Source organism: Kitasatospora sp. NPDC094019, from assembly GCF_044764505.1.
Lineage (GTDB): Bacteria > Actinomycetota > Actinomycetes > Streptomycetales > Streptomycetaceae > Kitasatospora.
The window spans coordinates 560,579-572,783 of the sequence record NZ_JBIWIF010000002.1 but is presented as its reverse complement, the minus strand read 5'-3'; the positions used below and the strand labels follow the sequence as shown (position 1 = coordinate 572,783).

The window sequence follows — 12,205 nt, the reverse complement described above, 5'->3', positions numbered from 1 at the left end:
CCCCAGCTGTCACACTGTTGACCGAACGTCAGGTATCACACCACCCTTCGGGCCGTCGCGCGGCCGCGGGGAAAGAGCGGGGAGCAGCGGCGATGAACGTGGAAGACCAGGGCCTGGAGCAGCCGCTCAGCGCCGCCATCCGGCAGGACGTACCGCACAGCGCCCGCATGTACGACTGGTTCCTGGGCGGCAAGGACCACTTCGAGGTGGACCGCACGGCCGCCGAGCAGGTGCTCACGGTGTTCCCGACCATGCGGATCGCGGTCTGGGCGAACCGGGCGTTCATGCACCGGGCGACCCGGACGCTGGCGCAGCGGGGCCTGCGCCAGTGGCTGGACGTCGGCACCGGCATCCCCACCTCGCCGAACCTGCACGAGGTCGCGCAGTCGGTGGCCCCGGAGGCGCGGGTGGTCTACGTCGACAACGACCCGATCGTGCTCGCGCACTCGCGGGCACTGATGACCAGCGCGCCGGAGGGGCGGACGGCCTACGTCCACGGCGACGCGCGGAATCCGGACGCCGTCCTCAACGCCCCCGAGGTGGCGCGGACGCTGGACCTGGGGCAGCCGGTGGTGCTGTCGATGGTGGCGCTGCTGCACTTCGTCCCGGAGCTCGACGAGGCACGCGCGATCGTGGAGCGCCTGCTGAAGCCGTTGCCGGCGGGCTCGGCGCTGGTGCTCTCGCACGCGACCGCGGAGCTGGACCCGGAGGGCGCGCCGAGGGTGCAGGAGATCTACAACAAGGCGGGCACGACGCTGCGGCTGCGTCCCCGCGCCGAGTTCGAGACCCTCTTCGACGGGCTGGAGCTGCTGGAGCCGGGGATCGTGCCCGCACACCGCTGGCGCCCGGACGCGGACGGCGCCGCCGACCGGCGGCAGGACACGGTCACCGATGCCCAGGTGTCGTTCTACGCGGGTGTGGCCCTCAAGAGGTAGCCGTCCACCGACCGGTCGGCCCCGGCCTCGGCCGGCAGCGCCGACCCGCCACCGCCCCACCACCGGGCCTCGCCACTCCGCCGTCGGCGGGGGCGGGGCCCGCGCGTTTTCCCTCCCCAGGGCCGCACCCTTCGGGAGGTCGTTCCGACCACAGCCGAACGCCCATGGCCGTCTTGTCTTCAAGATTTGAATGCCTGACGGGGCAGACGGGCGTCGTGGTGGCGACTCCCGTTCACAGTTGTCATGGATGGATCCGGTTCTGTACGGATAAACACCGGAATGTTGCACTCCGAAATTCTTTACCTTCGGGCTGTGAACCTTTCGCCCGTTCGAGGGATTGGATGCCCCTACCGGCACAGAGCGCTCGTGCCCCCCAGCAGAGCGTGATCATGTGCCGTTCCCTGCCCGACGAGAAGGACTTCCGAAGCCCATGTGCATCCATCCCCCCGTCCCACCCCGACCCGCCGCCGCACCCGCCCTGCCCCGGCCCGGCCGTTCCACCCGGCCCCGCGGCAGCGTCCCGGACCCGGCCCGGGAGGCGTCGTGAGCGAGCCACCCTTCGCCGACACCGCCGACACCGCCGGTGCCGCCCCCGTGGAACTGCCCATAACCCTCCAGGCGTTCCAGCGGATACACGCCGACGCGTACTTCGACTACACCTACGCCTGCCTCGGCGACGCCGACCTCGCGCAGAAGATCGTCACCGAGGCGTTCATCGACCTCGCCGACTGCTGGGACCGCGTCCTGACCCACCGCCGGCCCGCCGCCACCGCCTGGGCCGCGCTGCGCCACCTGGTGGAGGTGACCCGCGAGCACCGGGAGCGCCTGGACGAGCGGGTCGCGTTCTCCATCGCGCTGCGCCTGGAGTGGGAGCCGTTCCTGGACGACCTGGACGCCATCACCACCGGCGTCGACGGCCTGGAGGCGGGCATGGCGCTCGGCGCCGCCATCAAGGACCTCCCGGCGGCGAAGTTCGACGTCATCGTGCTCCGCTTCGTGGTCGGCCTCGGGGTCACGGCCGCGGCCCAGGCCATGGGAATCGACGAGGGCACGGTCAAGTCGCTGACGACCCAGGCCCGCAACAAGCTGGAGGCCCGGCTCAGATCCCGCCGACTCCTCCGTCCCAGCAGCACCAGGAAGGACCAGGAGCGACTGTGACACCACCTCAGGACGGCCCTCGCCTCCCCGACGTCGACCGCCTGCTCGACGCCGCCGGCCCCCTGCCCGCCGACCGCCCCCGCTACGACCTGGACGCCGGGCGCCAGCACCTCGCCGACGCCATCGCCGTCCGCCGGGCCGGACGCGCCGGTACCTGCCCCGGCGCCGCTACCGGCATCGGCAACTGCCTCGCCCCGCCGCCGCTCCCGGGATCGGCGGACATCCGCGCCGACGCCGGCCGCGACCTGCGGACCCTGGACACCGTCGTCATCAACGAACCCGGCGCCTGGGAGGAGATCGAGAGCCTCGTCACGGACTGGGAACCCCACGGAGCCCTGATCTTCGGCTGCCTCCTCGACCTCTCCGACCGGCACCACTCGGCCACCTGGTGGTGGCAGTTCGCCGCCGGCGCGGGCAGCCACCTCGCCGCCTACTGCATGTACCTGCACCACCTGCGCCGCGGCGAACTCCGGGACGCCGAGAACTGGTTCACCCAGACCGCCTGCCTGGAGAACGGCACCAGCGCCCCCCTCGCCCCCAAGCTCCCCAACCTCCCCGGCTACGCCCGCCTCGCCTCCCGGCTGGCCCCGCCCCTGCCCGACTCCACCGGCCTGCCCCGCCCCGACCGCGCTCTCCAGGACGCGATCAACGGACTCCCCCGCGAGGACGAGGCGGGCGGCCTGCTGAGCCTGCCGACCGACGCCATCGCCGACCGGCTCCAGGAACTCGCCTCCCACTGACCGCCGCCGCCCCTCCCGCCCGCACCACCCCGGTGCGGGCGGGACCGACCCGAACGGAACCACCGATGCCCACCGTCCACGACCCCGCCACCCTCGCCCTGGCCACCTCGGCCGCCGGCTACCTCCTCACCCTCGCCACCCTGGCCCTCACCGCCGTCGCCGCCCCCAGTCCCGCCCGCCGCCACGAGGCCCGCACCGTCCTCGCCCTCCTCCTCACCGGCCGCCCCTGACACTTCCCCGGCCCGGCCCCGGCCCGCCAGGCTCCGGCCTGTCGGCCGGGGCCATCCGGTGGGCCAGGGAACGGATCTCACCCAGCAGACCGGCCGGCCCCCGGTCCAGGTCCAGCGCGTGCTGGTGGATGACGACGCCGGCGTGCCGCACCCGGTGGGCGGCGTGCGGGGCGTTGCCCTTGGCGTAGACGAGATGTCCCTCCCGCAGGCCGAGAGCCGTGCAGTAGGCGAGCATCTGGTAGAGGTCGGCGTCGGGGTAGCCGCCGGACTTCTCGACCTTGTACTTGGCGTCGGCCACAGCCTGCGGAGCGCCCTCCGGGCCGTACAGGACGAAGTCGGGTTGCATCCGGATCTCTCCGGCCTCGTCGAGGTGGTGCGGGTCCTGGAGCCGGCAGGTGCGATCCGTTCCCCGGTACGCCTCGCGCAGGGCCACCGTCACGAAGTCCTCGAAGAGCTTGTTCATGTTCAGCAGGAAGCCGTCGATGCGCAGTTCACCGGCGGTGTGCTCGGGTGACGATCCGCCGAGGACGGCGTGGGCGAGACGGAGTGCCTGGTGGTAGCGGGCGTTGAGGCGGGTGGCGTGCCAGACCGGGAGCTCCTGGCCGCGTACGAGGGGAGAGACATCCACGAGGCGTGACCGTTGGTGCAGCAGGCGGCGACGCACGTCCTGGGGCACCCCGGGCAGGCGGAGCAGGCGTTCTACCGCGGCCCGCAGGATACGGTTCTCCGCGATGTCGGTGGTGAACTCGTCGTACGCGATCTCCACGGGCAGGACCGCGCCGAACCGGCGGCGCATCTGCTCGGCTTCGCGGATCCGGCCCCGGACGACGAGCGCCGACTCCTCGACCGTGCGGTAGCCCTGAAGGGCACCCTTGCACAGCGCCCGGTCCACCTGCCGCTCCACGGCGTGAGCGAGGGCCGGCAGGACTTCGTCGTGGCCATCGACCTCGACGTCCCCGTCCCGCCAGCCTCGTGGGTCGAGGCTGTACCCGATGAGGAAGAAGAGGCGGGCGATCGGCACCTTCGGATTGATCCGCACGCTGAGAGGATCACCACCCGGCACCGCCAGACTCACCACGCCCACCTTGCTGCCGGCCCGTAGTACCCAGTGGTCCTTCCGATACGGATCGGGGGCCGCGGTGTCGAGGATCCGGGATGCGGCGACGGCCCGGCCGGCGGCGTCCGGAAGGGGAACGGACACCGCCGGGGCGTGCTCGGTCAGGTGGACGACGGTCACGAATCGGCCTGTGCCTCGTCCTGCCACACGATGTCGCCCGGCTGCACGGCGAACCTGGAGCGCTTCGCGGCCACTTCGGCCTGTAGTGGGCCGAGGCCGTAGCGCTTGTCGATGTCGACGCCCTCGCCGTAGTGGTGCTCCTCCAGCAAGGGAAGAATCCTGGTCCGCCAGGTGCGGGCAAGCCCGCCATCGCGATAGACGCCGGGCTTCATCAGGTACGAGGGCCCGATCCGGAAGTCCGCGTCGTCGATCCGGGCGTTGAGCGCGTCCAGCAGGTCGGCCGGTTCGCCGCCGCGCTCCTGCGCCGCGAGCCAGCGCCGCAGCAGACCACTGGTCGGCTCCGTCCGCGGCGACAGCTCGACGAACGCGAACCGGCGCCGCATCGCCGCGTCCACCAGGGCGATGGAACGGTCGGCGGTGTTCATCGTGCCGATGACGAAGAGGTTCGGCGGGAGGGCGAAGTCGTCACCGGAGTAGGTGAGCCGGACGGCCTTGTTGCGGTACTCCAGGAGGAAGTACAGCTCTCCGAAGACCTTGGCCAGGTTGGCCCGGTTGATCTCGTCGATGATCAGGAAGTGCGGCACGTGCCGGTTGCCCTCGCGGGAAGCCAGGTCGGCGAGTTCACGCAGCGGGCCGGCGGTGAGGCGGAAGGCGACTTCGCGAGTCTCCGGGTCCTCCTTCGGGCGGAACCCCTCGAAGAAGTCCTCGTAGGCGTAGGAGGGGTGGAACTGGACGAGCTTGACCTGCTCGGGGCCACCACCGAGAAACTCCGCGAGCTTCTGCGCGAGGTACGTCTTACCGGTTCCCGGAGGGCCGTAGAAGACCAACTGGCGCTCGTCCCAGAGGAGGTCCCGCACCTCCCGGAGCCACTCCACGTCGTGGACGAGCAGCTCCTGGGCGAGTTCGGGGGTCGGCTCGGGCAGTGCCAGCTCGCGCCGGGCGATGCGGATCTCCGTACTCGGGTCACTCTCTATCGCCTCGGCCTCCTCCTCCAACTCCTGGTCGCTCAGCCCGAGGCCCTTGACAAGAGCCTGTTCGGAAGTGATGTCCACGACGTCGTGCTGCACCGACAGCTTCTGCTGGAGCTCCTCGGGCAGATCGGGAACGGAATACCCCTCGCTCTGCCACTCGACCGGGCGGCGCAGGTTGGACCGCCCGCCCTCCGAGGACGTCTGTTCCACTGGTCCGGTCACCTCGCCGACGTACAGCAGGCCACCGGAGATGGTGCACACGGTGTCGCCGGGCTTGACCCGGGAGAGAAAGGCGTGCAGCGCCTCGACGAGATCCTGCTTCTGGCCGTACGTCGCCGTGGACTCGTAATCCTCCCGGACGAACGCGCTCAGCTGTTCCTTGCTCGTGCCCTGCCCGACGCCCTGCCGCAACCGGGACGCGGAGAGGGTGACCCGACCCTCGGGCAGCCAGAGCCGCTGGACGAGGTCGAAGCCGGAGACGTTGGAACCGCGAACCAGCCAGGCACGGTTGGGCCCGGCCCAGACGCCCGACATGAACTCCGACAGCGGCCGGTCGTTCTTGGTGCGCCATCGCGTCCAACCATTGGCCGAGCGGCCCATCATCACTTCGGCAGCGGCGGAAGGGGAGCCGAACTCCACGTCCTCGGCGAGTTCGAGGTGTCCGGCCCAGCGCTCGGAGGGGCGCAGCCTGCCCTCCTCGATGAGCTGCGTCCGGAGGCGACTGGAGGACGCCCTGCGCTCGGAGTACGACGGAACGACCTGGCCCCGCGCCGGCGCCCCCTCGTACACCAGGAACTTCTGACTGCCGTTGCTCCCCTTCTCCGACAGCAGCCGACCGCGCGCGACCGGCCCGCCGTAGGGCAACCGCAACTCGAATTCCTGGTACTCGTCCTCCACGCCCCGCTCCCACCCTCACGCTCGAAGATCCTGTACGCACCATACGGCCTGGCACCGACAAAGAGAGCCCCGCCCCCACCCGGGTCAGCGGTCGAGCATGCCTCGCGCCGGAGCCCAGCTCGATCTGTCGAGGACGACCTCCCTGGCGAGGTCGTTGCACGCGTGGGGACGGTGGTTGCCCGGATCGACCGTGAAGACGAAAGCCCTCGCCCGGTCCGCGAACGCGCATGCGGGTTTCGTGGCAGAACTCTCCGACAGCACCAGGAGCCGTCGTCCCGCCACGGCGGCCACGCCGTACAGACGCTGCACGTCCCCGAGGCCCATGGCCTTCGAACGGTTCCACCACTCGATGTGGAAGGTCTCCGACTCGAGTCGACTGCACGTGTCGTCCGGTACGACGTCCGCGAATCCCATCCGGGCCAGCTCCCGTGCCGCGCCTTCGACCGCAACCGAACGCGTCGGCGGGCCTGCCGCCTGCGAGCGCTGCGCGGGCAGGTCCTGGATCCGGTCCTCTGCGGTGGCCGTGCGAGGAAGGCGGGCCAGATCCGCAACAACCGCCGCGAGCTTCGCCCGGTCGACACGGCCGGGCTCCACCCCCGGGACGACGAACGGCTCACCGAACAGGAGAGCGCCCAGGTCGAGCCGCTGCCAGACCGTTCCCTCCTCGGCCCGGACGCTAGCTCCCCACCCCGACAACGGCTTGCTGGACACCTTGATCAAGCGTCCCAGGCCCTGAACGACGACGAAGTCCCCTTGGTCGCTCCCGAAGTACTCGGCCTTCGTTCCCCGCTCGGCCTCCACCGCGCGACACCGGTTCTGCGCCACGGCCATCAGCACGTCCACTCCGAGGGCCGAAAGGTCGTCCGCGAGCGCCACCATCTCGCCGACCGAAGGCTCGTCCCACCTCCAGGGGCTTAGCTCTTCCTCCCGTTCGAGCTCGGCCACGGCTCTGGCGTGGAGAGCGTCCACGAGGACATCCATGTCCGTGAGACCGGACCAGACGCGTGGGCGCTCGGAGATCCTCGGACCCGCGACAGCCCAGACCGGGGCGTAGTCGTACGGCTTGGCGAAACGCACCTGGGCGAGACCCACGGAACGTTCCCCGGCGAGCGGTACCGAGAGCCACGACGTCGGCGATCGCGGCACCGTAAGACGCCCGGCGAGATGAGGATGCCGCGTACGGAACCTCTCGCCGAGCGCCTCGTACATGAGGAAATTCCCCACCGCTGCAAGCATGTCACTCGAAGGGAAGCCCACAGCGGCCCCACTTTCCTGATGTCGCACCAGTACCGCTCCTGCCGAACCGGATGCTATCGCCGCCCACCGACGAACGCCGTCGATGTCCGAGCGCTCGTACTCGGCGGACCCTCCGGGTAGTCCTCCCCGACGCGCAGGCCGATGCCGACCCGAGTCCCGTTGACCTCCGCGCCGGCGGGCCCTCGGCGGCAGCCTACGGCTCGTCACCACGGTCGGGGCCGGGCAGCGTCTCACCGAACCGCTCCTGTGCCTCCTCCGGCTCGCAGCCGAAGGCCCGGCCGATGTACTCCCAGGTCATCAGGTTGCCCCGGGCCCTGCGGCCGGCCATCAGCGCGGTCGCGCCGGCGGCGCGCTCGAACCGGGCGGCCGCACGGGCGGCGGCGTACGGCTTGCTCTCCGTCAGGTCGCAGATCCGGCCCACCAGGGCCGCGACCAGCTCCTCGACCTCGGGCGGCACCACGCCCTCGGCCAGGTCGACGTGCCACTCCCAGTCCGCGAACGGCCCGGTCGCCTCGCCCACCGCCTCGGTCGCCGCGTCGTCACCGAAGTCCAGCAGGTGCACCCGCTCACCCCGCCAGCCGCAACTGCAACCGCCCCGCACCGCGGCGGCCCGAGGGCCGTCCGCTCCGTTGTAGAGCCACCAGGTGGTGCGCCCGTCCGGCAACGGCGGCGGCTCACTGCCGTCCGCCAACGCCGCGGCCGGGAAACCCTCGTGGCGCCCACTCTCGTCGACCCATGACATGTCGTGCCCCTCACGTCCCTGGAATACAGCACCAGCGTTCTCAGCCCGTGACGCACTGTCAAGGCTTCGTGACACTTCCCGGGCTGCCGCCGGCGAGGTTCCGGGCGTTCATCCACGGTCATCGCGGCCCGGCGCCGTTGACGGAAGCGGACGTAACGCCCGTACGTCTCCCGTCGATTGAGTTGACAGTTCACCGTCATTTCTGAGGCTCGCCTCCGCGCGCGGACGGCGATGACCAGCGCCCCCACCAGCGTCTCCCCCTCGCCTCGGGAGACCGCCCCCACGAAAGGACAGCCATGCTCCCCTCGAAGTGGTTCGCAGCGGCCGGGACCGCCGCGGCCGTCGCCCTGCTGATGGCACCCACGGCACAGGCCGTGACCACGCGGGAAGCTGTCGCACCGACAGGCGTTTCCGCAGTGACCACGCTCCACTACGACGCCTCCCGCGCCCCCGGCTGGGAGGCCGCCGTCGCCGCCGGAGTCGCCTCCTGGAACTCGAACGCCCGCAACGTCAGGCTGGTACCGGCCCAGTCCGGTACCCGGGCCGAGATCCAGATCGTCGCCACCAGCGGCTGGCCGCAGGCCACGCTGGGCCCGGTCCGCCCGGGCGGCCAGGCCAGGGTGGAACTCGGAAACCAGGCCGTCACCGAAGGCCACGACCGGACCCGCATCGCGGCCCACGAGATCGGCCACACCCTCGGCCTGCCGGACACCAAGCCCGGGCCCTGCTCCCAGTTGATGTCGGGCTCCAGCGCCGGCACCAGCTGCAAGAACGCCGTCCCCGACGCCACCGAACGGGCCCGGGTCGATTCCGCCTACGCCGGCCGCACCGCCGCACCGGCCCCGGCGGACGGCCGCGTCCTGGTCGACGCCAGCTGATCCCGGGGGCAGCCCGCCCGACCGAGTGACCCGCTGGTCCGCCGCGACCGCGGGGCCCGCGCGGAACACCCGCCCCGGCCGGAACGACAGCGGCCGGCACCGGACGAAGCCGGTGCCGGCCGCCTCACCCGACGACAGCCCTCCCGGCCGCGGCCTTCCTCCCCCGCCTCGGCCGCCTCGGCCGACCGGCCTCCCCCGACGGGCCCCGGCGCCGCGGCGATCCGTGCTGCGGCCGTCAAGGTCGCGCCAAGACCGGGCCCGCCGGCGTCACGGTCCCGTCAGTGCCGGGCCCCCGCCCGGCCGTCGGGGAGTCCACTGGAGAGGGGACCGACAGACAGCGGATACGCCGAAGGCCGGGGATTCGAACGCCCCGCACCGCGAAGGAGAAACGCGCTCATGACCGGTACCACCCGGGTGATCATCGGGCTCGACGGATCGCTGGGCAGCCTCGCCGCCCTGTACCGCGCGGTCGCGGAGGCGGGCGCCCGCAGCGCCGTACTCGTCCCCGTCGCCGCCTGGACCCCCACCGGAGCGGACGGCCCGCGCCCGGACTCCGAACTGGAACACGCCGCCCGGCGGCGGATCGACACCGCCTTCGAGCAGACCTTCGGCGGCTGCCCCGCCCACCTCGTCATCCACCCCGTGGTGGCCCGCGGTGAGGCCGGTCCCGCACTGACCTCCGCCGTGAACGGCCATGGTGACCTGATCGTCCTCGGCGCCGCCCGCTCCGGCCGCCTGCTCCCCGTCCGCCACGGGTCGACCGCCCGCCACTGCCGCGCGCACGCCGCCTGCCGGGTCGTCACCGTCTCCCCCTCCGACCTGCCGCACAGCCTGGAGCACGCCGCCCGCAGCGGCGCGCCGCTGCCACTCGCCGCGGGAGCCCGGGCACGCTGACCCGTCGCACGCCGGCCCGGCGCGCCCCAGCTGGGCGAGGTGCCCACGAGACCGGTGACCGTCCGGACCACGGACCGCGCCGACATCGGCCCGGCCACCCGGCCACCCGGCCACCCGGCCCAACGCCTTCGACAAGCTCAGGTCGACACTGCTGGACGGCTTGTCGGCTCGATCGGTTCCCCCTGGGCACCATCGGAATCGGAACAGTCGCTGTCGACCGGATCGGTGCCGGGCTCGGGCTCGGGCTCGGGGTTGACGCCGGCGGGCCGCGCCGGTTCCCGGCACCCCGCTCGGGCTCCGTTGCCGCGCGGTGTGTACGGTCGCCGGAGAGGTGCACGAATGGGTGGGGAGAGCGTGATGCGCGTCGCCGTGGTCGGTTCGGGAGTCCTGGGAGCGGCGGTGGCGGACGAGCTCGTGCGCCGCGGCCTGTCCGTCGTGGTGTGCACGGCGGAGCGGTCGCGGCCGCCCGTGACGGATGCGGCGTTCGGCTGGCTGACCTCGCACGGGTCGGCGGCGGAGCCACCGTCGGGCGCGCGCGACCGGGTCGGGCCCGCCCGGTCGCTGGGCGTGCTGCGCGACCTCACGTCGACGCCGCCGTTGCGCGGCCTCATCACCTGGAACGGCGCCGTGAGCTGGGCACCGACCGCTGCCGCGACGGCCCGGTTCGTCGAGCGGTCGGGTCCCGGCGTCTCGGCCGTCGAAGGGCAGGCGCTGAGGCGGGTCCTTCCCGGCCTTCGGCTGCCGCCTCCGGTCGTCGCGCTCGCGAGCGGCGAGGGCATGGTCGAGCCGGACGAACTGCGCCGCGCGTTCCTCGCCCGCGCGCGGGCCGGCGGGGCCGCCGTGGTCGCCGCCCAAGTGGATCGCGTCCGGGCACGGCCGACGGGCGGCTACGAGCTGCGGGGCACCGGAGCGGCACTCGTCGCCGACCGGGTCGTCCTCGCCTGCGGGACCGGCCTGCCCGCCCTCGCGGAGCAACTCGACGCGCACATCGAGGTACCCGGTGTCCCGGCCGCGCGCTTCGTCTTCTCCGCACCGGAACTGCGCCTGGACCGGGTGGTGTCCACACCGGCCTTCGAGATCCGGCCCTCCGCCCGGCACGGCTTCGTCGGCGCCGAGGACGTGGTCCCGGGCGAGACGGAGGCGGCGACACGGACACGGGTGCGCGCGTCCCTGAGCGCCGTGCGGCAGGCGTTCGCACTGCCACGGGAACCGGACCTGGAGGACGTGACCGTCGGGCTCCGCCCGATCCCTCCGGGCGACGGCGTGCTCTGCGCCCCGCTCGCGAGCGCTCCGGGAGTCCTCGCCCTGGCTGCGCATCCCGGGGTGACGCTCGCGGCCTCGCTCGCGCTGCGCGCGGCGGACCACCTGGCGCTGTGACCGGGAGGGTTCCACCGGGTGGGGACGGCCCGGTCGGCGGAGACCGTGTGGCACCGGGCCGGGCATCCGGGCGCGCGGCCTCGGCCAGCACGAACCGCTGCCGACGCCCTTCGAGAAGACGGCCGCCGACCACGCCGACCACTCCAGAGGATCCAGCCCGAGGGCCCGTACCTGGATTCCCCCTCACGGTCACGGTTCCCCATGAGACCGGCGGTCGTGCAGGGGGCGCCGTGGCATCCCGGCGGGTCGAATCCGTCGGGACCGGCCGCCGGGCCGACGTCAGCTGTAGTCGGCGGCGTTCCGCACCTCGCCGAAGCGCGGGAAGGTCCGCTCCACGGTGAGCTCGTGCTCGTCCGCGGCCAGTCCTGACATCGCGTCGGCCACGAACTCCAGTTGGTAGCCGTGGTCCGCCGCGGCCCGTGCGGTGGACTCGACGCCCATCGTGGTGACCAGGCCGGCGATCACCAAGGTGTCCGCACCCAGTTTGCGCAACTGCTCGTCCAGGTCGGTCCCGTAGAACGCGCCGATGGTGCGCTTGACCACCACTACGTCGCCGTCCTGTACCAGGCCGTCGGCGAAGTCGCTGCCCGGCGGCTGCTCGGCGACGTTCGGGCGCTCCACCCGTACCAGCACCACCGGCCGCCCACTCGCCCGGAACGACTCGGCCAACTCGCGGCATCGCGCGAGCACTTCGTCACCGGTGTGCGGGGCGAGGGGGAGGCCGATGATGCGCGGCATCAGGTCGATGAGGATCAGTGCGGAGGTCATAACGACGATCGTAGGGCCGTTCCGCGCACCGGGAGCCAGCTCACCCGTCGCCCACCCGGGCTGTGCTCGGCAGTGGGGACGGCACTGGCCCCGGCCGGGGGTGCCCTGCGTGAAGCGAGGA

At 72.5% G+C, this 12,205-nt stretch carries 12 protein-coding genes; 7 read left to right on the top strand and 5 right to left on the bottom strand.

All coding sequences use genetic code 11. From position 1 onward, the window contains the following. Positions 1-92: 92 nt before the first annotated feature. From ACIQ9P_RS07575 to ACIQ9P_RS07560, 4 genes are all read left to right on the top strand, one after another. Complete coding sequence (locus ACIQ9P_RS07575) at positions 93-935, top strand: SAM-dependent methyltransferase (RefSeq protein ID WP_402351243.1); 843 nt, start codon at positions 93-95, stop codon at positions 933-935. 543 nt (positions 936-1,478) lie between these two features. Continuing rightward, positions 1,479-2,093: a sigma factor-like helix-turn-helix DNA-binding protein gene (locus tag ACIQ9P_RS07570; protein WP_402351240.1), complete on the top strand. Its 615-nt coding sequence runs from the start codon at positions 1,479-1,481 to the stop codon at positions 2,091-2,093. Continuing rightward, a complete protein-coding gene (locus ACIQ9P_RS07565) occupies positions 2,090-2,833 on the top strand; it encodes a hypothetical protein (protein ID WP_402351237.1) in 744 nt (247 codons plus the stop codon). Before ACIQ9P_RS07570 ends, ACIQ9P_RS07565 begins: the two co-directional genes overlap by 4 nt. Positions 2,834-2,898: 65 nt before the next feature. Then, positions 2,899-3,063 (top strand): hypothetical protein, encoded by a 165-nt coding sequence (locus tag ACIQ9P_RS07560; RefSeq protein ID WP_402351234.1) that lies wholly within the window; start codon positions 2,899-2,901, stop codon positions 3,061-3,063. Here ACIQ9P_RS07560 and ACIQ9P_RS07555 read toward each other — a convergent pair. The 4 genes from ACIQ9P_RS07555 to ACIQ9P_RS07540 form a co-directional block, all read right to left on the bottom strand. Then, positions 3,047-4,300, bottom strand: a complete 1,254-nt coding sequence (locus ACIQ9P_RS07555; protein WP_402351231.1) for an McrC family protein — start codon at positions 4,298-4,300, stop codon at positions 3,047-3,049. The two genes, ACIQ9P_RS07560 and ACIQ9P_RS07555, sit on opposite strands and share 17 nt — an antisense overlap. After that, complete coding sequence (locus ACIQ9P_RS07550; RefSeq protein ID WP_402351229.1) at positions 4,297-6,168, bottom strand: DUF4357 domain-containing protein; 1,872 nt, start codon at positions 6,166-6,168, stop codon at positions 4,297-4,299. Before ACIQ9P_RS07550 ends, ACIQ9P_RS07555 begins: the two co-directional genes overlap by 4 nt. Positions 6,169-6,252: 84 nt before the next feature. Further along, entirely contained in the window at positions 6,253-7,260 is a 1,008-nt protein-coding gene (locus tag ACIQ9P_RS07545) for a hypothetical protein (protein ID WP_402351226.1), read from the bottom strand. Positions 7,261-7,618: 358 nt separating this feature from the next. Next, complete coding sequence (locus ACIQ9P_RS07540; protein ID WP_402351223.1) at positions 7,619-8,167, bottom strand: hypothetical protein; 549 nt, start codon at positions 8,165-8,167, stop codon at positions 7,619-7,621. 296 nt (positions 8,168-8,463) lie between these two features. Between ACIQ9P_RS07540 and ACIQ9P_RS07535 the strand changes: the two genes are divergently transcribed. From ACIQ9P_RS07535 to ACIQ9P_RS07525, 3 genes are all read left to right on the top strand, one after another. Next, positions 8,464-9,045 carry a snapalysin family zinc-dependent metalloprotease gene (locus ACIQ9P_RS07535; RefSeq protein ID WP_402351220.1) on the top strand — a complete coding sequence of 194 codons (582 nt, stop codon included), beginning with the start codon at positions 8,464-8,466 and terminating at the stop codon, positions 9,043-9,045. Between the two features lie 396 nt (positions 9,046-9,441). After that, entirely contained in the window at positions 9,442-9,939 is a 498-nt protein-coding gene (locus ACIQ9P_RS07530; protein ID WP_402351218.1) for a universal stress protein, read from the top strand. A 339-nt stretch (positions 9,940-10,278) separates the two neighbouring features. Next, a complete protein-coding gene (locus ACIQ9P_RS07525; RefSeq protein WP_402351215.1) occupies positions 10,279-11,316 on the top strand; it encodes an NAD(P)/FAD-dependent oxidoreductase in 1,038 nt (345 codons plus the stop codon). A gap of 279 nt (positions 11,317-11,595) precedes the next feature. On the opposite strand, the gene ACIQ9P_RS07520 is transcribed toward ACIQ9P_RS07525, so the two are convergent. After that, positions 11,596-12,084 carry an isochorismatase family protein gene (locus ACIQ9P_RS07520; RefSeq protein ID WP_402351212.1) on the bottom strand — a complete coding sequence of 163 codons (489 nt, stop codon included), beginning with the start codon at positions 12,082-12,084 and terminating at the stop codon, positions 11,596-11,598. Positions 12,085-12,205: the final 121 nt, after the last annotated feature.

Excerpts from the sequence above, each read along its gene's own strand:
- ACIQ9P_RS07530 (WP_402351218.1), top strand. The coding sequence starts at position 9,442 with ATGACCGGTACCACCCGGGTGATCATCGGGCTCGACGGATCGCTGGGC.
- ACIQ9P_RS07525 (WP_402351215.1), top strand. The coding sequence starts at position 10,279 with ATGGGTGGGGAGAGCGTGATGCGCGTCGCCGTGGTCGGTTCGGGAGTC.
- ACIQ9P_RS07520 (WP_402351212.1), bottom strand. The coding sequence starts at position 12,084 with ATGACCTCCGCACTGATCCTCATCGACCTGATGCCGCGCATCATCGGC.
- ACIQ9P_RS07560 (WP_402351234.1), top strand. The coding sequence starts at position 2,899 with ATGCCCACCGTCCACGACCCCGCCACCCTCGCCCTGGCCACCTCGGCC.
- ACIQ9P_RS07575 (WP_402351243.1), top strand. The coding sequence starts at position 93 with ATGAACGTGGAAGACCAGGGCCTGGAGCAGCCGCTCAGCGCCGCCATC.
- ACIQ9P_RS07535 (WP_402351220.1), top strand. The coding sequence starts at position 8,464 with ATGCTCCCCTCGAAGTGGTTCGCAGCGGCCGGGACCGCCGCGGCCGTC.
- ACIQ9P_RS07540 (WP_402351223.1), bottom strand. The coding sequence starts at position 8,167 with ATGTCATGGGTCGACGAGAGTGGGCGCCACGAGGGTTTCCCGGCCGCG.